At 38.9% G+C, this 19,036-nt stretch carries 22 protein-coding genes and 1 tRNA gene; 13 read left to right on the forward strand and 10 right to left on the reverse strand.

The features are described 5' to 3' along the window. Nucleotides 1-24 precede the first annotated feature (24 nt). The 3 genes from DMP02_RS07530 (at nucleotide 25) to DMP02_RS01665 (ending at nucleotide 879) form a co-directional block, all read left to right on the forward strand. Nucleotides 25-84 (forward strand): hypothetical protein, encoded by a 60-nt coding sequence (locus DMP02_RS07530; protein WP_456297832.1) that lies wholly within the window; start codon nucleotides 25-27, stop codon nucleotides 82-84. A gap of 47 nt (nucleotides 85-131) precedes the next feature. After that, nucleotides 132-302 (forward strand): transposase, encoded by a 171-nt coding sequence (locus DMP02_RS07440; RefSeq protein WP_126322366.1) that lies wholly within the window; start codon nucleotides 132-134, stop codon nucleotides 300-302. A gap of 193 nt (nucleotides 303-495) precedes the next feature. Continuing rightward, nucleotides 496-879, forward strand: coding sequence for a hypothetical protein (locus DMP02_RS01665; protein ID WP_126322367.1), 384 nt, complete (start codon nucleotides 496-498; stop codon nucleotides 877-879). Here the strand turns inward: DMP02_RS01665 and DMP02_RS01670 are convergent. Together DMP02_RS01670 and DMP02_RS01675 are read right to left on the reverse strand one after the other, a co-directional pair. Continuing rightward, nucleotides 876-1,727 (reverse strand): hypothetical protein, encoded by an 852-nt coding sequence (locus DMP02_RS01670; protein WP_126322368.1) that lies wholly within the window; start codon nucleotides 1,725-1,727, stop codon nucleotides 876-878. The two genes, DMP02_RS01665 and DMP02_RS01670, sit on opposite strands and share 4 nt — an antisense overlap. A gap of 149 nt (nucleotides 1,728-1,876) precedes the next feature. Further along, the gene (locus DMP02_RS01675) at nucleotides 1,877-2,446 is read right to left on the reverse strand and encodes a glycoside hydrolase family 19 protein (protein WP_126322369.1); all 570 of its coding nucleotides are present in this window, start codon (nucleotides 2,444-2,446) and stop codon (nucleotides 1,877-1,879) included. A 97-nt stretch (nucleotides 2,447-2,543) separates the two neighbouring features. On the opposite strand from DMP02_RS01675, the gene DMP02_RS01680 reads away from it, so the two are divergent. Together DMP02_RS01680 and hemW are read left to right on the forward strand one after the other, a co-directional pair. Continuing rightward, nucleotides 2,544-3,302: a class I SAM-dependent methyltransferase gene (locus DMP02_RS01680; RefSeq protein WP_126322370.1), complete on the forward strand. Its 759-nt coding sequence runs from the start codon at nucleotides 2,544-2,546 to the stop codon at nucleotides 3,300-3,302. Between the two features lie 47 nt (nucleotides 3,303-3,349). Beyond that, the gene (hemW, locus tag DMP02_RS01685; protein WP_126322371.1) at nucleotides 3,350-4,495 is read left to right on the forward strand and encodes a radical SAM family heme chaperone HemW; all 1,146 of its coding nucleotides are present in this window, start codon (nucleotides 3,350-3,352) and stop codon (nucleotides 4,493-4,495) included. Between the two features lie 4 nt (nucleotides 4,496-4,499). Here the strand turns inward: hemW and trmB are convergent, their stop codons facing one another. Together trmB and elbB are read right to left on the reverse strand one after the other, a co-directional pair. After that, nucleotides 4,500-5,216 (reverse strand): tRNA (guanosine(46)-N7)-methyltransferase TrmB, encoded by a 717-nt coding sequence (gene trmB, locus DMP02_RS01690; RefSeq protein ID WP_126322372.1) that lies wholly within the window; start codon nucleotides 5,214-5,216, stop codon nucleotides 4,500-4,502. Next, nucleotides 5,213-5,878, reverse strand: coding sequence for an isoprenoid biosynthesis glyoxalase ElbB (gene elbB, locus DMP02_RS01695; protein WP_126322373.1), 666 nt, complete (start codon nucleotides 5,876-5,878; stop codon nucleotides 5,213-5,215). The genes trmB and elbB overlap by 4 nt, the downstream gene beginning before the upstream one ends. A gap of 128 nt (nucleotides 5,879-6,006) precedes the next feature. Here elbB and DMP02_RS01700 point away from each other — a divergent pair, with 128 nt between their 5' ends. The 3 genes from DMP02_RS01700 to DMP02_RS01710 all read left to right on the forward strand — a co-directional run bounded on the left by DMP02_RS01700 (nucleotide 6,007) and on the right by DMP02_RS01710 (nucleotide 9,772). Further along, entirely contained in the window at nucleotides 6,007-7,758 is a 1,752-nt protein-coding gene (locus tag DMP02_RS01700) for a phospholipid carrier-dependent glycosyltransferase (protein WP_126322374.1), read from the forward strand. Beyond that, entirely contained in the window at nucleotides 7,755-8,705 is a 951-nt protein-coding gene (locus DMP02_RS01705; protein ID WP_126322375.1) for a glycosyltransferase, read from the forward strand. Before DMP02_RS01700 ends, DMP02_RS01705 begins: the two co-directional genes overlap by 4 nt. An 80-nt stretch (nucleotides 8,706-8,785) precedes the next feature. Further along, nucleotides 8,786-9,772, forward strand: coding sequence for a polysaccharide deacetylase family protein (locus DMP02_RS01710; protein ID WP_126322376.1), 987 nt, complete (start codon nucleotides 8,786-8,788; stop codon nucleotides 9,770-9,772). Here the strand turns inward: DMP02_RS01710 and DMP02_RS01715 are convergent. Then, nucleotides 9,757-10,473 (reverse strand): GNAT family N-acetyltransferase, encoded by a 717-nt coding sequence (locus DMP02_RS01715; RefSeq protein WP_126322377.1) that lies wholly within the window; start codon nucleotides 10,471-10,473, stop codon nucleotides 9,757-9,759. The two genes, DMP02_RS01710 and DMP02_RS01715, sit on opposite strands and share 16 nt — an antisense overlap. A gap of 55 nt (nucleotides 10,474-10,528) precedes the next feature. Between DMP02_RS01715 and DMP02_RS01720 the strand changes: the two genes are divergently transcribed. Further along, a complete protein-coding gene (locus tag DMP02_RS01720; RefSeq protein WP_126322378.1) occupies nucleotides 10,529-11,551 on the forward strand; it encodes a bifunctional UDP-4-keto-pentose/UDP-xylose synthase in 1,023 nt (340 codons plus the stop codon). Here DMP02_RS01720 and lpxK read toward each other — a convergent pair. From lpxK to DMP02_RS01735, 3 genes are all read right to left on the reverse strand, one after another. Further along, a complete protein-coding gene (gene lpxK, locus DMP02_RS01725) occupies nucleotides 11,511-12,623 on the reverse strand; it encodes a tetraacyldisaccharide 4'-kinase (RefSeq protein ID WP_126322379.1) in 1,113 nt (370 codons plus the stop codon). The two genes, DMP02_RS01720 and lpxK, sit on opposite strands and share 41 nt — an antisense overlap. A gap of 79 nt (nucleotides 12,624-12,702) precedes the next feature. Then, nucleotides 12,703-13,563: a pyridoxal kinase gene (pdxY, locus tag DMP02_RS01730; protein WP_126322380.1), complete on the reverse strand. Its 861-nt coding sequence runs from the start codon at nucleotides 13,561-13,563 to the stop codon at nucleotides 12,703-12,705. A gap of 137 nt (nucleotides 13,564-13,700) precedes the next feature. Beyond that, nucleotides 13,701-13,777 (reverse strand) — tRNA-Arg (locus tag DMP02_RS01735). A 337-nt stretch (nucleotides 13,778-14,114) separates the two neighbouring features. Between DMP02_RS01735 and DMP02_RS01740 the strand changes: the two genes are divergently transcribed. Further along, nucleotides 14,115-15,398 carry an MFS transporter gene (locus tag DMP02_RS01740; RefSeq protein ID WP_126322381.1) on the forward strand — a complete coding sequence of 428 codons (1,284 nt, stop codon included), beginning with the start codon at nucleotides 14,115-14,117 and terminating at the stop codon, nucleotides 15,396-15,398. A gap of 199 nt (nucleotides 15,399-15,597) precedes the next feature. Here the strand turns inward: DMP02_RS01740 and DMP02_RS01745 are convergent, their stop codons facing one another. Next, nucleotides 15,598-16,002, reverse strand: a complete 405-nt coding sequence (locus DMP02_RS01745; protein ID WP_126322382.1) for a hypothetical protein — start codon at nucleotides 16,000-16,002, stop codon at nucleotides 15,598-15,600. Nucleotides 16,003-16,022: 20 nt separating this feature from the next. Then, nucleotides 16,023-16,949, reverse strand: coding sequence for a CAF17-like 4Fe-4S cluster assembly/insertion protein YgfZ (ygfZ, locus tag DMP02_RS01750; protein WP_126322383.1), 927 nt, complete (start codon nucleotides 16,947-16,949; stop codon nucleotides 16,023-16,025). Between the two features lie 172 nt (nucleotides 16,950-17,121). Between ygfZ and DMP02_RS01755 the strand changes: the two genes are divergently transcribed. The 3 genes from DMP02_RS01755 (at nucleotide 17,122) to DMP02_RS01765 (ending at nucleotide 19,029) form a co-directional block, all read left to right on the forward strand. Beyond that, entirely contained in the window at nucleotides 17,122-17,649 is a 528-nt protein-coding gene (locus DMP02_RS01755) for a Csu type fimbrial protein (RefSeq protein WP_126322384.1), read from the forward strand. A gap of 155 nt (nucleotides 17,650-17,804) precedes the next feature. After that, complete coding sequence (locus DMP02_RS01760; protein ID WP_126322385.1) at nucleotides 17,805-18,302, forward strand: Csu type fimbrial protein; 498 nt, start codon at nucleotides 17,805-17,807, stop codon at nucleotides 18,300-18,302. A 226-nt stretch (nucleotides 18,303-18,528) separates the two neighbouring features. Beyond that, complete coding sequence (locus DMP02_RS01765; RefSeq protein WP_197720789.1) at nucleotides 18,529-19,029, forward strand: Csu type fimbrial protein; 501 nt, start codon at nucleotides 18,529-18,531, stop codon at nucleotides 19,027-19,029. Nucleotides 19,030-19,036: the final 7 nt, after the last annotated feature.

Genomic DNA, 19,036 nt, shown 5'->3' on the forward strand with positions numbered 1-19,036 from the left:
TTAAAAATCTGCCATAATCGACGTATTTATAAACATAAAGTATTTAAAGGCATTACAGAACGTGGAAGACATTCGATGGGTTGATTTTTTGGTTTTAAATTTCATGGTTCTATTAATCATCAAGGGGGTTAATGAAGGTTTGTTTTACCAAAGAGAATGTGGATGATCGTAAAGTATTAAATATTTTATTTAAAAATTTACAAGGGTTAGCGGTGGCTGATAGAGGCTATATTTCTAAGGAAAAACAAGAAACATTAGCTAAAAAAGGACTACGTTTTATTACTAAAGTTAGAAAAATATGAAAGAAAAAACATTATTTAGCAACACTGTATGCCTTTATTGCCTCTAAAGCAGCAATTTTAGGGGATACAACTAATAACTTGTTTATTACGGAATGTCTAGTTATCGTTGCGTATAATAATTTAGTTAGCATTCAGGAATGCTTTTGAAAAGGGTCGTTTTTCTGATGAAAAGGTAAAAGAATTAAATATTCTTTTGTCTGAAATAGAAAAGATAAAGATTAATACTGAAGAAAAAATAAAAAATTCCCCTGACAATATATTTGCACATTATTTAAATGTAGTTATAAGCTATAGCTACGCAAAAGCGGTAGAAATCTTGTATCAGATAAAAGCAAGCTTTTTTGATAAGCCAGAGAAAACAGCTTTATTTGAATTGCAAAAATCTTATTTGAAGTCAACTGCTTGTAAACTTGACAGTATTAAAAAGATTCAAGAATTTACTGAGGGCGTTGGCAAGCCTTATGCGTCTGGCATTCAATTCAGTCTAGGACGTCCATTATTGAGAAAATTACCTTCAGACAATTTACCATTATTAATGGAGCATGTCACTGAATTAGTAAATAAATATAAATTTTAACGTTTATTAACAGTGCGGTAAAAATGATTTTTAATGGCGAGCTGCGGTAGTTTATTGATCGATTTAGGAAACGTATGAAATCTAGGAGAAGTTGAGTTTGAACATTCGGTAAATGGTTTGTTTAAATGATGGCTTAGTGAATATTTAATATTATATAAAATAGAATAAAATGTTCCGTAATTAAAAGATTGACCTGCTTGTGTCTTTTTATTGAGTAGTACTTGGCAATGCTCATTAAAATTTTTTTTACTCATAGGTTGCTCTGTATTTTTAATCAGGAGTTGATAAATATAAGTTGGCGGTACAGTAAATAATTCCGATTCTATCATCATAAGATCAAAAATATTCGTATAAATAAACCACTCTATATCGTCAATAGTCACTGAGCGAGTTAAGGTAATTTTTAAGTAATTTAATTCTTGAAAATTTTGTTCAAAAAAACCTCTTTGCATGTTTTCATATTTTTCACCAAATTCAGCAATTTCTTTTAAATCTTGTTTTAAGCTAGCTAATAGTTTAAGTACGCTAAGTTTCTCATGAAGAACCATTTTTTCTTCATGAGAATAGCTTATTTCTGTGGGCATATCTAAAAGCGCTTCAATTATTTTGCAGTCTACTATTTTGTTAATAATTGTTTTAAATACGTTTGGATCTATATGGAGATCAAAGGTGTTATAAACTTGATTTAGTTTTGCTGTTTGAGTAGATTTTGGAACAGAATAGGGGATTAAACCTGAATTAAGTAATGCGACCAATTTTTTATGTTCTTCACTTAATAACACTCGGTTTGGGTGATTACTTGATTGAATTACTTTTAATAAATAAAAGAGTTTTTTTGTTATTATCATATTTAATTAATATAAAGTGGCAAAAATCATTATACTTTAAATTATAAGATTGTATTATGAAAGATAGCTTGTCAAGCTAAGGAAGTTGTTTAGTTAATTTTTTGAGTTTAATATTTTTTAGTGCATGTATTCATTTTTATGAATAAATATTAAACCATATTTTGTTTAAGTGTTTGTAAAACAGTTTGATAGGATTTGCTGCGTTTATCTGCATCGTGATCGCCGCCTTCAATATGCTTAGTAATAGCCCGCATATCATCTTTATCGGCTAGAGCATTTAGATTATTTTGCTTCCAGAATTCGCAGGCAATTTGACAGGCAACGGCTGGCTTGGATGCTTTATCGGGATCATTAAGGATATCTATACCGACTAATTCACTATAATGCTTATAATTTGCGCGGCCGGTTAATTGAAATATGCCTCTGCCACGGTATTTGTAACCATCACCTGCTTCGGTATTGCCTAATTGTTTGCCTAATGGTGTATGAGGCTCATACTTATCGAAATAGCTTTTATCGCCTTGCTCAGTAAAAAATTTAAACCCGCCGGTTTCATGTGATGCTTGTGCGAGAAAAGCAGCAATTCGTTTTTCATTAGTGATATCATACTTTGGAAAAAGTGTATAAAAACTCTGCAAAACCTCTTCGCTATGTTCAGGTGCTTTTATTAAAGGGTTGAGTGCCGTTTTTAAGTTATCCTTGCTTATATTCATTGACATAAAATAGCCTTTTAAATCATTAGCTTGGTAAAGATAGCCATTAAATAGATATAATTCAATTATATTGATGAGAATGAAGGTATTTAAATTTTAAACGATGACTAAACCTACTGAACGTTTTACAGAAACGGTACAAGATTACGTGAAATATAGACCTTCCTATCCTAAGGCGGTGTTAGATACGCTGATTGATGAGTGCGGACTCAATAAAGACAAGGTGATCGCTGATATAGGCTCAGGGACAGGATTATTAGCGCAATTATTCCTAGATAATGGGAATACGGTTTATGGCGTGGAGCCTAATCAAGCCATGCGCGAGGCAGGCGAAGCCTATTTACAGCGATATACACATTTTTACAGTAGGGCCGGTAGTGCTGAAGCGACGGGCTTAGCGGATAAAAGCATTGATTTTATAACCGTGGGTACAGCTTTTCATTGGTTTGATCCTGAAAAAACTAAACAGGAATTTCAGCGTATTGCAAAATCTAATGCGTGGGTACTTTTAGTTTGGAATGTAAGAAGCACTGAAAAATCCGCACTAGTTAGCGATTATGAGGGTTTGATACGCCAATATGGTAAAGACTATAGTACTTCAAACGCTAAAAAAATGGATAAAGTCGCTATGGATAGATTTTTTAAACCTCAATCAATAAGAACGGCTTCTTTTGAGAATACACAACAGTTTGATTGGCAGGGTTTTAAAGGTAGGTTGTTATCGACTTCTTATAGCTTACGAGCGGGTGATTTAGGCTACGAAGCGATGTTAGCAGGGTTAAAAACGATTTTTGCGCGTTATCAAAAAGGGGGTATAGTCACGTTTTTATATGATACCAAACTATACTATTCTCCTATTTAAGTTAAAATAACGTGTAAAAATACTAAAAAATCGAGCTAATTTCCTTTATGTTGAAGACGCCCCCGCTATCGCTTTATATCCACTTTCCGTGGTGCATACGTAAATGTCCTTACTGTGACTTTAATTCACATACCTTGCGGGCTGAATTGCCAGAAATGGCTTATATAGACGCTTTAATTGAAGATTTAGACCAGCAACTACCTAAAGTGCAAGATCCTCCACTGGTCAGTATTTTTATGGGCGGAGGAACCCCCAGTTTGTTTTCACCCAGTGCTATTAACTATTTGTTAGATGCAATAAGAAAACGTTTAGATTTTTCTACGGACATTGAAATAACCTTAGAAGCTAATCCAGGAACGGTAGAATACCAACGTTTTGCTGGTTATTGTGCGGCAGGTGTTAATCGACTTTCTATTGGTATCCAAAGTTTTCAAGACCATCAATTAAAAGCATTAGGGCGTATTCACAATGGAAACGAAGCGAGTAACGCTGTTATGGCGGCTAAAGCGGCGGGTTTTAGCAATATTAATTTAGACTTAATGCATGGATTGCCTGGTCAGAGTTTAAAAGAAGGTTTAGGCGATCTAAGTAGAGCGTTGGAACTCGATCCTAGCCATATTTCATGGTATCAATTGACTATAGAGCCAAATACTGAATTTGCGGTAAGGCCACCCACCTTACCTATTGATGATGCGATTTGGGAATTACAAGTACAAGCTAAAACGCATTTGACAAAAAACGCGTATAAACAATATGAAATTTCTGCTTATAGCCGAGAATCGTATATCTGCAAGCACAATCAGAATTATTGGGAATTTGGTGATTACTTAGGCATTGGAGCGGGTGCACACAGCAAATTAAGCGATGCTGAAAACCAAACCATTACGCGTGCCTGGAAGCATAAAAACCCTAAAGATTATTTGGGAAGAAAGAATAATTTTTTAGCGGAAGAAAAACTTATTGCACAAGAAGAGTTAGCCTTTGAATTTATGCTAAATGCGTTGCGGCTTCATTATCCTATTTCTATCGCATTATTTGAGCAACGTACGGGACTTTCTTTTTCTACACTAACAGGGCCATTGTTTGAAGCAGAAAAATTAGAACTATTGAAAGTGACTAAAACAGACATTCTTCTGAGTGATAGAGGAAAGCGTTTTTACAACGACCTGGTGACTTTATTTTTGCCGCGTTAAATTTTTATTCTGTAGAATAAAAGACTAAATCCCAGATTTGATGACCTAATTGTTGACCGCGTTTTTCAAATTTAGTCAGTGCTCGTTGGGATAATCGCGGTGAGAATTGATTTTTTCCCGCGCGATTTTTTAGACCGAATGTGTTTTCTAAAACAACCAGCATATGTTCTGCATAATCTTGCCAATCCGTAGCCAGTTGCAATTCACCGCCTACTTTTAGTTTTTTTTGCAGTAATTGAGCCGATTGTAGTTGAATGAGTCGACGCTTGTGATGTCTTCTTTTTGGCCAGGGATCAGGAAAGAAAATTTGGATGGCATGCAAACTTTTATCTGCAATACAGTTATCTAGGATTTCTATCGCATCCGCTGGGCATATTTTTAGGTTATGTAGTTTGAGTGCTTCAATACCTAGCAGCACCGCCGCAATGCCTGGGCGATGGACTTCTATGCCTAGAAAGTTTTGTTCAGGATAGCGTTGTGCCTGTTCAAGTAAATGGTGCCCCATGCCGAAACCAATTTCTAAGGTAGTGGGTGCTACGCGCTGAAAAGCGTGTTCTAGGTTTAATAATTCTTTCTTTGTAGCGAGACCATACTCACTTAAAAGAGTGCTTAAGGCACGTTTTCGCTCGTTGCTTAAGCTGGCTTGCCGATGTACAAAACTCCGTATAGGTTTGAATGAAGGCGGGCTATTTGTTTTTAATAGCGGGTTTATCGGATTCATCGTGCGAGTAGGTGTAAAAGTTCTTTAACTAAACATTCAATACCGGTAGCTACTTCGTTGATTGAGCGTGTCAACATATAAGCAGGGGTGCTGACCACTTTATGCTTTTCATCCACAACACAATCAGTTGTGGTACAGCTTATGTGCTCAACTCCCATTTTTGTTAAAATGGCAGCGGTTTCTTTGTCCTCGCCAATCGTTAATTTTATGCCAGGTGGATAAAGCTTTGCTGCTAAAACAGGCGCAATACAAATAAAGCCGGCTGGTTTTTTGGCCTCGATCATTGCTTTAGAGAATTTTAATACATCTGCTTGAACGGAATAGTCTTCTTTATTAAGGCCAAAGCTACATAAATTGAGTGCAGCGCCAAAGCCGCCGGGAAATATAACGGCCGCATAATCAGCCGGGTTCACTGTAGCAATATCTTTAATTTTGCACCGTGCTATACGGGCAGATTCCTCTAATACATTACGCTGCGCGTGGGTTGAGTTTTCTTTAGTTAGCATGTTGCTAACCTGCGTTTGAGGGATATTGGGTGCCAAACATTGGTAGTGGATACCTGCTCGGTCTAAGGCCAATAGGGTTAAGGTGGCTTCGTGGATTTCGCTTCCATCTAAAGCCCCACAGCCAGATAAAATGACTGCAATTGTTTGTTCTTGCATTGCTTTTCCCTTTCAGAAACGTTATAAATTTGACCTATTATACGCACTGCGCTTGAAGATGCGAACCTGGCAATGCAAGTGTCTTTTAGCGTTACTTTCTAAACCCCTTTTAAAATAGGGATATATCAATGTCAATGCTTCAACAACAATGTAAGCGGGGAACTTGGTGCTTTGATTTATTAGCGCTAACCGCTTTTATTGTTTTGTTATTTGGGTTGTTTTTGGGATCTAGGCCGTTGAGTACGCCGGATGAAGCACGTTATTCGGAGATTTCAAGGGAGATGTTGGTATTGCATGATTTTGTTACCCCGCATCTCAACGGTGTTAAATATTTCGAAAAACCGCCGCTGTTTTATTGGATACAAGCGGCGTCTATTAAATTATTTCATCCTGAACTGGGCCAACAGAGCCGTTCACAGTCTATTACTAAGCTAGATAAACCTTGGTCTATCAAATCCATTAATGAATGGATCGTGCGGCTGCCTAATGCCTTAATTGCCTTGTTAGGTTGTTTGTTGCTTTATGCCGCAGGACGACAGCTTTTTGATCGTCAGACGGGCTTAATCAGTGCGGTGATTTTAGCCACTAGTTTTTTATATTTTACATTAGCGCGTATGGTAACGCTGGATATGAGTTTATCCGTGTTTCTATCCGGTAGCTTGCTGGCTTTTTTAGTGGCAGCCAATACGCCTCCTGGTTGTAAGCGACGCTATATATTCTATTTGGCATATAGTTTTGCTGCTTTAGCGGTGTTAACCAAAGGGTTAATTGGTATTGTGTTTCCAGTGATGATCGTAGGAAGTTGGATTTTGTTGACGCAGCAATGGCGTTTACTAAAGCAGATGTTTCTGCCTACTGGAATCTTATTATTTTTACTGATCGTTTTGCCTTGGCATATTCTGGTACAGCTAAAAAATCCTGAATTTTTTCAATTTTATTTTGTTGATCAGCAATTTTTACGCTATTCAACCCTGATTGCACAGCGATACCAGCCCGCTTGGTTTTTTGTGCCTATTTTTTTGGCAGGCTTTTTACCCTGGGTTGTTTTTTTGTTCCAAGCCATCGTGGCCTATTTTCCTAAAACATGGCAGCAAATCGCAGAGAAGCGTCAGCACCTATTTTTACTGCTATGGATAAGCATTATTTTTATTTTCTTTTCTCTTTCGCACTCAAAATTAATTCCCTATATTTTACCTATTTTTCCGGCAGTAGCATTGTTAACAGCGCGTTATTTAGCGACACATGCTTATCAAGCCAGTGCTAAGTGGGGTATTATTTTATTGCCTTGCATTTGGATTACGTTGGGTCTGCTCGGTACATTATGGTTATGGCATCATCCGGTTGTCGATTTACCCAAGCCGGGTATCCCTTTTTTAGTCGCGGGCTATAGTGTTTTTCTGTTAGCTAGTTTATTGGCTGCATTTATTTATATAAGGCATCGCGTAAAAATAGCGTTTATTTTATTGACGCTAGGCAGTGCGATTAGTTTTATTATTTTTTCAACCGGTATTCCTTACGTCGATACGCGTTCAATTAAACCTTTAGTGCAGATATTAAAACCTTTATTACACGCTCAAGATAAAATAGTTGCCTTTGGTAATTATTATCAAGATTTGCCTTTTTATCTAAACCAGCAAGTGATGACGGTTAATGTGGAGGGTGAGCTCGGTTTTGGCATGCAACACCAAAATACCAGCGCGTGGATGCTGAAAGAAGATAAGTTTTGGCCATTATGGGAGAGCGATCAGCGCGTTTTTATGCTGGTAGATCAGGCACTCTATCAATTTTTTAAGAAAAACAAAAAATCGATTTATTTCGTTACTGCAACACCACAAGATGTTTTATTAACTAATCATCCTATACTGAAGGATAAACAATGACATTGCCCTATTTAAGTATCGTTATCCCTGTTTACAATGAATCAGACAATTTAGAGCAGCTCTATCAACGTTTAATAAGTAGTTTGGACAAGCAGGGTAAATCTTATGAAATTCTGTTTATCAATGATGGCAGCAAAGATAGTTCTTATGAACTGTTAAATGAATTACAACAACGACGACCAGAACAAATTCGTATCATTCATTTTAATGGTAATTTTGGCCAGCATATGGCAGTCATGGCTGGTTTTGAGCGAGTGCGAGGTGAAGTAGTCATTACATTGGATGCGGATCTGCAAAATCCACCCGAAGAAATTCCTGCATTGGTTCAAGCAATAGAAAAAGGGCATGATTATGTAGGCGGTGTTCGACAAAAGCGTCAAGATTCCTTTTTTCGCCGCTACGCATCCAAGCTCAATAATTGGTTGCGCTATAAAATGACAAAGATTCGCTTAACCGATCAAGGTTGTATGTTAAGAGCCTATAGTCGACCACTGATTGATCGCATGGTAGCCAGTAAAGAAACCTCGCTTTTTATTCCGGCACAAGCGTATAGCCTTTCGAATAGTCCCACCGAAATTGCTGTAGCACATGATGCGCGTGAGGCGGGCGAATCTAAATATAATTTATATCGTTTATTACGACTTAACTTTGATCTGATGACGGGGTTTTCTTTATTACCCTTACAGGTTTTTACCATGATAGGGATTTTGATTTCGGGTTTAAGTGGTTTGTTCGTTATGTATATGTTTTTACGCCGTTTGTTTATTGGTCCTGAGGCCGAAGGTGTTTTTACACTGTTTGCTATCTTATTCTTTTTAATGGGTATTTGTTTGATGGGTTTAGGTATTATGGGCGAATATATTGGCCGTATTTATCAGGAAGTGCGACAGCGTCCGCGTTATGTGATTAAAGAAATTGTTGAAAGCCCGTTAAAGGATAAACAATAAAATGTCATACTCTAGAATATACTCACAGCAATGGGATTTTCGGCAAGGCGCCGCGAAAATGAAGCAACCGGAGTGTATATATGATACATGAGGATGGCGAATTGAGCGGCAACACAGCCGAAAATTCTAGTGCGAAGAGTATTGCTATTAAGATTGATGTGGATACAGAGAGAGGAACTCGAATCGGTGTGCCTAATCTTATCCAATTATTTAAACAGTTGAATATTCCGGCTACTTTTTTATTTTCTTTGGGGCCAGATAATACCGGGCGAGCGATTAAACGGATCTTTCGTCCCGGGTTTCTTAAAAAAGTGTCGCGTAGTAATGTGGTCGGTGTTTATGGGTTTCGCACACTACTGAATGGCGTGCTATGGCCAGGACCGCATATCGGCCGACATTGTGAAGATATCATGCGTCAGACTGAAAAAGCAGGTCATGAAGTTGGCATTCATTGCTATGACCATATTCGTTGGCAGGATAATTTACATGCTTGGGCTAAAGAAGGAGTTTTTAAAGAGTTTAAAAAGGCCTGTGACGAATTTCAGCGAATATTTTTGCGTGCGCCTTTAACAGCAGGTGCGGCGGGTTGGCAGGCGAGTGCGTATAGTTTAGCGGCTTATGATGCGGCGAATTTATATTATGCCAGTGACGCACGTGGTATTTATCCTTGCTTTCCAAAGGTAGGCGCAACAGTGTTTAAAACACTGCAGATTCCAACTAATTTACCAACCTTAGATGAGTTACTGGGTCGCACAGAGTTTCCGTTAGCGTCGCTGGATGAGTATTATCTTGGTTTGTTGCGTGATGATGTAGTTAATGTTTTAACCATTCATGCCGAAATAGAGGGCATGGCTTATCTGAGTTTTTTTACCGAGTTTCTAAAGAAAGCTCAGCGGCAGGGGATAGGTTTTCAAACATTGCAAACGGTGGCGCAACGTTGTTTAGAGAACCGGGACAGGATTCCGGTTTGTGAATTAATACAAGGCACTGTGGATGGTCGTTCAGGCACATTGGCCGTTTTAGAAAATGAAAAGAGTATCATTCCAGATGCTCATAACCAAAAATGATAAAAATATTCTTCTTTTTCTAATTGATAACCACAGCTTTCATATAAACGACACGCTTTAGGGTTGGTTTTTTGTGTTAGCACTTGGCTAATGAAGTAATTGTGTTCAAGACACCAATGTTGTGCCGCTTGTACTAAACGTTTTCCTAAACCTTGTCCCTGATAAGCAGGCATAACACCGACTAAGCTTAAATCACCACGACCTTGTTTTTCATCAATGACTACCATGCCGGCAATGGAGGCTTGTTTTTTTATAACTAATACCGCTTTAGCCACCATTTTTCGGCAAGCATTGTTTATCCACGCTGTATAGAGTTTGCTGACTTGTTCGGTACTTAGCTTAGGGTCGTGAGCAAAGCGAGAAAATTGGCTGATTTCTAGAGCAATGGTTTCCAATTCTGCATTTGCTGTAGGTGTGAGATAAGTTTCCACCTCTTTATAGTCAGGCAAAGGGGGTAGCGCCATTAAATCTAAGCAATAAGTGAGTTTTTCATCGGCTAAAAAGCCTCCGCAGTCTTGGGCAGCTTGTTGCGATAGCGTATCTGTACTGTGTATTAACCAATAGACCAGTTTTACACCTTGGGTTTTTAGTGTTTGCAACTGTGTTGCAAGCTGTTGTGCATCCAGGGGCGATGTTAGGATTTTAGCAACCGATAAACCCAGGATATGGCTATCCCAGTCAAGGAGTTGAGTGTTGTGCATAAATTAAGTAGAGTAGGCCAACGTCACACTAGGCCTAGCATTAAAGTAGTAAAATATGAGTTTAAAAGTATTAATTCTCGGTATCAATGGATTTATTGGCAGTAGCTTGCTGGAGCAGGCATTGGCGACTAAAAACGATTGGCACTTTATTGGTTTAGACCTTGCCGACAATAAAATTACTGATTTTTTGGATAATCCACGTTTGCAGTTTAAGCGTGGTGATATCAATCAAGACACCAGCTGGATAGAGCAACAGATTCAGGTGTGTGACGTTGTTTTGCCACTGGTGGCCATCGCAACGCCAGCGACCTATGTTAACAATCCTTTAGCGGTGTTTGAGTTAGATTTTGAAGCTAATTTGCGCATCATTCGACTTTGTGTCAAACATAAAAAACGCGTTGTTTTTCCTTCTACTTCCGAAGTATATGGTATGTGTACGGATGAAGAATTTGACGAACAAACGAGTAATTTTGTATTAGGGCCTATTAACAAACCACGCTGGATTTACTCATGTAGTAAGCAAATGCTGGATAGAGTCATTCATGCTTATGGGTTGCAGAATAAATTATCTTATACTTTATTCCGACCGTTTAATTGGATGGGAGCAAAGCTGGATGATCCACATAATCCAAAACCCGGTAGTTCACGCGTAGTGAGTCAGTTTATGGGTAATATTTTACGTGGTGAAGCCATTCAATTAGTGAATGGAGGGCAACAACGACGTACTTTTATTGATATAGAAGATGGTATTGAAGCGTTAATCAAGATTATTGCGAATGAAAATGAAGCGGCTTCACAACGTATCTTTAATATTGGTAATCCAAAGAATGATATTTCGATTCGAGAATTAGCCGAATTATTAATTGAACAAGTCAAAAACTATCCAAAATATGCGGATGCAGCCAAGAACACACAATTACAAACGGTAGCAGCGGATAATTATTATGGAAAAGGTTACCAAGATGTAGACCGTCGGGTTCCATCGATTAAAAATGCCCAAAATTATTTAGGCTGGCAGCCAAAAATCGATATTAAGGCTAGCGTGAAGAAGATTTTGGATTATTATTTATCTGAGTAATACGATTCAGTAAGCTATTAAAAAATGCTTCGTCTAATGTGGCCTTTGCTTTTAAGCACCAAAGTCGAGCATCCACTAATCCCCTACACTTAACCGCATCTTTTTCTGTCATTAAGATGATGGCATCTTTGCCATAATTAAGATCGCGCGGTTTGAAAAAGTGATGATCAGGAAAAGGGTGTTCAATAATTGTTAAACCTAATGCGCGTAAATTATTAAAAAATTGTTCTGGGTTACCGATGCCGGCAACCGCATGGAGTTGTTTTCCATGAAAATAATCAGGGTTCTGTTTATTTTCAGGGTGAATAAGCTGGTAAAAATATTCAGGCACTAATAACATGCCGAATTCATTAGGACCCGCTATACTTTTCGCACTTGAATTTTCAGCTGTGTTGCCGTTCAACTCGCCATCCTCATGTATTAGTATACCCTCCGGTGGTTTCGTTCTCGCGGCGCCTTGCCGAAAATCCAATTGCTGTGAGTATGCTTCTTTTATGATAATGAAATCAACCGTCTTTAATCGCGAAATAGGTTCACGTAAGGGTCCTGCAGGTAGACAAAAGCCATTACCAAAGCGGCGTTGTCCATCAATGACCGCAATTTCAATATTTCGGCCTAAGGCTAAATGTTGCAATCCATCATCACTTACAACAATATTACAATTCTTTTTTCCGAGTAATGTATTCACGCCGCGACTACGATTGGGATCAATGACAGTAGGGCAACCAGTATTGCGTACTATCAGCAAAGGTTCATCACCTACTTCACGTGGATTACTCTGTGTATGCACTTGGTAGGGATAATGTTTTGCCTTTCCACCATAACCGCGACTAATAACCCCGGGACGCCAGCCTTTTTTTTGTAAAAATTGAACGACTTCAATAACGAGCGGTGTTTTTCCTGTACCACCTACCGTGAGATTACCAATGACAATAATGGGTACTGGAAATTTGTTTATTTTTTTTATATGAAATTGATAGAGCTTATGCCGAAAAAAAACAAATGTGCGATACAGTAGAGAGAAAGGCCATAATAAATAGGCAATATAATTTTTATTCCATAATGCTAACATGATTTTCTAATATAACGGGAAAAAACCAGGTAGGACGTCCGTAAGTAAAAGCGGTGATGTCTCATTTAAAACTTCCTTATTATTTGAGTGGTTCTAGTGTAATCGTGTTAGGGGATGGATCGCAATAGTTATTAATAATTTTTAATTCGTGTTGTTTTGCACTGATAGTATCTGAAATTATCTTATGTGTAGTATTCAAGGCGCGCTCGAATGCCTGTAGGGGATCTTTAGTTAATAAAAAATGCCCTAGATAGAGTGCAGAGAAAAGATCGCCCGATCCATTAAGCGGATGACTTAATTTTAATTTGGGGGTGATGGCCAAGCATTGCTGAGCATTTTTAACGGAAAGAAAATCGGAGTATTTTTCTAACTCCGGCTGTTTTTTTAGTTGTAAACGGGTGATAACAACGATCTTAACGCCTTTATTATGAAAAAAAGAACAGGCTTGTTGTAATTGCTCAAGGGTGCTGATTTCTTGTTCGTATAGAATTTCTGCTTCGAAGTGATTGGGTGTGATAATGTCGGCAACCTCTAAACATTTTTCACGAAAAAAAGCGGGAATGTCTTCTTTTACAAAACAACCTTTTCCACCGGGATCGCCCATGACCGGATCACAGAGATAAATTAGCTTGGGATTAACTTGTTTAAAACGTTGCACGGTTTCAATAATGACTTCGCCGATGGCTTTATCACCTATATAGCCAGACAGTACTGCATCGCATTGCCTGGCAAGATCTAACGATTCTAAGCCTTTGACGAGGCAGTGAATATGCTCAGGTGGAAATATATCGCCTTGCCAACTCCCGTAGCCGGTATGGTTAGAAAACTGCACGGTATTAATAGGCCAGACATCAAAGCCAAGGGATTGTAATGGGAAAGTCGCTGCCTTATTGCCGACATAGCCATAACTGACATGTGATTGTATCGATAAAATATTCATGGGTAAAAATCTAAAAAAGTACCCTCATGGCGAGCGAATATCATGAGCGTGGCCATCTAGTTTAAGATATTTTTTAGATTGCCGCGCGCTACGCGCTTGCAATGACGAAGTGCCTGTGTTACTCATTTCTCAACTTTTGGTGCCCCAGGCCGGATTTGAACCGGCGACCTGTCCCTTAGGAGGGGACCGCGCTATCCAACTGTGCCACCGGGGCTTATATATACTCACAGCAATGTGATTTTCGGCAAGGCGCCGTTAAAGTGAGCAACCGCAGTGTATACATGATACATGAGGATTGCGAACCGAGCGGCAAAACAGCCGAAAATTCAAGTGCGAAGAGTAGTAAGTCTAAAAGGGCGGTATTATACCGTCCGTTCACCCAGATGCGAATTTTTTTAAAGAGGATTCATCTTAAATTTTAAGGTGTCTATATTGTATTATTTTCGGTGTGCGAAATTGACAAGGAAATGTCATAATGGCGAAAAATTGTCCTCCTCGCCGGATAACTTACCCGTTTAAATTTAATTAGCTTTTTAAGGTTTAGTCTTTGTATGTCTGTTTCAAATAAGCATTTCACTAATCATCGTTTTTATCCGTGGCTGGTTATTGCATTAGCATCCTCATTTTTATTTTATAAATATATTCTCCAAGTCTCACCTAGCATTATGACCGATGAGCTGATGCATGAATTTCACATTGAAGGGGTTGGTTTAGGCAACTTGGCGGCTAGTTTTTTCTATTCTTTTTTGATTGCACAGCTTTTTGTGGGTATGTTATTAGATAGGTATAGTCCACGACTATTAACGACGGTAGCCTTATTGCTTTGTGCTTTAGGTGCTTATGGTTTTTCTCAGGCAGATAGTTTGGCCTTTGCTACATGGGCACGTACTTTAATGGGTGTAGGTGCTGCTTTTGCGACCGTTAGCTATATGAAAATGACCAGCTTATGGTTTAAGCCCAGTCAATTTGCTTTCGTAGGCGGGTTGTTGGCGTCGGCGGCGATGTTAGGTGCGGTGGCTGGACAATTACCACTATCTTTAATGGTTAATGGGGTAGGTTGGCGAAGTAGCTTAGGGCTATGTGCTGTTTTAGGAGTTGTTTTAGCTGTTTTATTTTATGTCATCGTGTGCGATAAACCCCAAGCACAAAACCGATCAGTGGCTGTTAATATAGCAGCCCCTCCATTTTCTTTGCGTGATGTGTGGGCGGTTTTAAGTAATAAACAGAATTGGTTAATCACGCTGTATAGTGGGTTAGCTTTTTCGCCGATTGATGCGTTTGCAGGTCTTTGGTGTATTCCTTTTCTAAAAGAAGGTTATCAATTAACACATACCCATGCTGCTTTTTTTGTATCATTTATTTTTTTGGGGTTAGCGTTAGGTAGTCCCTTATTAGGATTATTATCGGATCGTTTAGGTCGGCGGCGAAATGTGATGCTAGGAAGTGGCTGCGTTGCCTTAGTCACCATTACAGGGGTTATTTATGCAACACATTTACCACTTTGGTTATTAGGTAGTTTATTGTTTTTATTTGGTTTTAGTACCGGTGCTTTTATGTTGGGTTTTGCGCTTGGGAGAGAGCTTAATAAAATCACGGTTGCAGCGACGATCATTGCTTTAATTAATACCGGGGATATCGTTTTTAGTGCCGTGACAGAACCGTTGATTGGGAAGTTACTGGATAGTGGTTGGAGTGGAAAAATAATAGGGCATATCCATTATTTTTCAGTGCTCGAATATCGTCGAGCACTGATGCTATTACCTGTTTATATTTTGTTGTCTATCATTTTATTATTTTTTATTCGTGAATCGAATACACGGCAAAAAACCGTTTAGATATACCGCTTGTACTTGAAAATTCGAACATTTTGAATTCACAGCGAGCGGTATACCCGATCACATGACAGGCGAAAGCGAAGCTTCCTCCTGTCATTCAAGGGGAGAATCGCGATTCTCCCCTTGAAAATCCCCATCGCGAAAAGAAAGTACTTGAAGTTGCGTGTTCTCAACTTCAAGTGCAAAGCGTATAGTTTTTTTAAGGCTTAGCAGTGTTTAATTGTGCAATAACCTTTTCTTTATAATCCGCTTGCATGATAGGTAAATTACGATAGTCCTCTAAGGCCTTGGTGCAAGGGATAGTTTGCGTTTTTTGTTCGTTTGCTTGTGCTTCATTCATTATTTGTTGATAAACAAGCATAGCACCGGCTTTATCAGCGGGATTAGAGGTGAGTGCGCTGATTGCCTCAGCGATTCTTTGGCTGAAATTTGTGACATTTTGACCACACGCTTGGGTAACACCGGCAATACTGCCCGCTTGGCGTGCAAATTCAATAGCGTTATTTTGTATATTGCTCGTTTGAGGAGGTGTAGAGTCAGCGGCCCATGCTGAGCTGCTCAGCCCTAGTACCAGCAGTAAATTGAGGCTTATTTTTTTTATCATTGAATAGCTCATCATTTTTATTATTCCTGCAGAATAATCGGTAATTCTAAAAGCTGTAAGGCAGGGCCTTGAGAGCTTTCTAGGTGGATAGTATGTGAAATGGCTTGGCTTTGCAAACAAACTAAGGCTTGATAACCGTCTTTTTCTGTATTAGCACTCATTATTAAAGTGCCTTGACGAACACCTTGCTCATTTTGTATGGCTGTACCTGGAGGAAATTGATGATTAGCTTGAAAAGCTACCCGATAAAGACGGCTTTTTGACTGTCCTAAATAGTGGGTTCTAGCAATAATTTCCTGTCCAATATAACAGCCTTTATTAAAGCTAACGCCACCGATAGCGGGATAATTCAGCTGATGCGGTGTAAATTGTGCTATCGTTTCCGGATAAATGCTTGGTATACCCGCGATAATATCCCGTAAATACCAGTCACTCAGAGGCAATTCTTCTACCGTGTGGATGAAAAAAGCTGATTTTTCATCCGGTGTTAATAAGATAAAACGTGGCGTAGAACCGGGTATAGCTAAACAGATAAGGGATGCGGAAGCGCTTAAGCTATTCGTTTGTTCAGGGAATAAAGTGTGCTGTCTGAGTAGTTCAGCGCTGGAATCGCCTATTAACCCTATTATTTTCCAGTGTTGAGTGACATCAGTCAGATTAACGGCGGAAAAAACAGCATATTTTTTTAAGCACTGTAATAGATGCGAAAGCATAGTGCGTGGTAATAAGAAATAATAGGCATCTTGATAAAAAAATAAACGAAGAGTCGCCTGAATGCGTCCTTTTGCATCACAATGGGCACCTAAGCGGGTTTGATTTTCATCAACTTCTTCTACGTTGCAAGTCAGTTGGCCTTGCAAAAACAGCTTAGCCTTTTTACCGCTTACCTGAATAATGCCGAAGTCTGTAAGATCGATTTTGCCATTTTTTGTCGTTGTTTTGACCATCCTTATTACAGCCCTTATTCGTTAAATCAGTGATTATTCACTAGAATAAATTAATGGAATTATAAAATATGATGCAAGTTTATATAAGGGACCTAAGTACCTTAATACAGTCAAAAAATCTAGATACGCAGAGCAAAATTATAACATTTTAGGTCTTTTCTAGGGGGGGGGTATGCTTTATTTAGTCAGAATTTGGGCCGGTCTATTTTTAATCTTTATTTGGCAAAATGCATTAAGTGGTACAGTCGCAGGAGCGTTGGCCGTGACTGCGAAGGTTGGGGGGGATGACAAATGTGTTATAAATGGGGTAACAAACCTGATTTTCCCTAGTTATAACTCGTTTAATCCTAAGCCGGATGATGCCTCCGGATCGATGACAGTTACCTGCACCGCTAATCTAGCTTATGAAGTAGGCATGGGTCGAGGCGATGGTGCCGAGGTAAAAAAAGGTCAGCATAGAACGTGTATAAAAAATGATAGGGGGGAAGAGCTTTTAAATGGAGGAGACAGCCTCGAGTATAATCTTTTTTCCGATCCGAACCATAAAAGCGATTGGGGCAGTGAGTCAGGGGAAAATACTATGCATCGTATAGGTACAGGATTGGCACAAATTATCAATATTTACGGGGAAATTCCTATACACCAGCCAGTAGAAGCAGGAAGTTATACTGACTGGGTGACTATTTTTGTTGCTTTTTAAGTCGTAGTTTGTGTAGTTAATGATTAAATAATAAATTTAATAAAGAATAGATAGATCATTAATCTTGATAAGAGATATAAAGCGTCCTACTATAGTTTAAGAATATCATAAAGGATATTTCATAGCCTTTAGATTATTTGGTAAGGATATCAATTATGTTCAAAGCACGGAATGTTCTATTCGGGTTAGTACTTTTATTTATTTCTCAGTTTTCATTTGCCGGAATGGTGCCAGGAACGTTATCAATCACGGCAAATGTTGCGGCAGCTTGCTCTGTTGGCGTTGCAAACTTACTTCCTTTTGGTACTTATACGGCGGGTGTAGACCTTGATGTAAATGGTTTGTTGCAAGTCACTTGTACGGCTACATCAAACTATAACATTGCGCTTGATGCAGGTTCAGGTGTAGGTGCAACAATACCGACACGTATATTGACTAATCCATCACCAGCAGGAACACTACAATATACTATTTACACCGATCCGACGCGTACCACGGTTTGGGGAAATGGTACGACGGGTTCTACAGTAGCTGGGGTAGGTACTGGTGCAGCACAATCAGTCACTGTTCCAGGTCGAATTTTCGCCTCACAAACGGGAACCGTATCTCCCGGTAACTATACGGATACCGTGAATATAACGGTTAATTTTTAGTGCTTAGCTGCGTTTAACTTCAAATTGATCTATTAAGCATACTTTCTGCTCTTTCTTGCTTTGATAATTTAAAAAATTGTATAAATGCTTTGCTTGGGCATTATTTCATAATATGGATTGATTATATTAAAATATTAAATATATAAATTATCTTGATTGGCTTGAAGTGCTGGCATACTATACATAGTTCAATCTTATATTGACTTTTAATAAGGAAGTTATAGCAATGTTATTTAGAGTAAAGATTTTACTTATTTTATTTACTTTGTTTATGAGCCAGCTTACTTGGGCGGCTACGGCAACGGGAACTTTACCGGTGAGTGCGACGGTAATTGCTGCCTGTTTAGTAGGAACCGTAACACCCGTTGCGTTTGGTAATTACGATCCAACCAGTACTACGGATAATATTGCCGGACAAGGTGTTATACCAGTAACTTGTACCAATGGTACTTCTTATACTATCGGGCTTAATGCCGGAACATTTACGGGTGCAACCGTCACCACCCGTAGGATGACGGGTACTTCGGCTGCAGGGCTTGCTTATGGTCTTTTCCAAAATACGGGCCGTACCACCAATTGGGGAAATACACCCGGTACGGATACCCCGGCTGCTGTTGTGGCAACAGGTACCTCTCAATCGGTTAACGTTTACGGTAAAATTACGGCATTACAGGCTGTTGCGGCAGGTAGTTATTCCGATTCGGTAACCATCACTGTAAACTTTTAATAGATTA

This window comes from Candidatus Rickettsiella viridis, assembly GCF_003966755.1.
Classification (GTDB): Bacteria; Pseudomonadota; Gammaproteobacteria; order Diplorickettsiales; family Diplorickettsiaceae; genus Rickettsiella_B; species Rickettsiella_B viridis.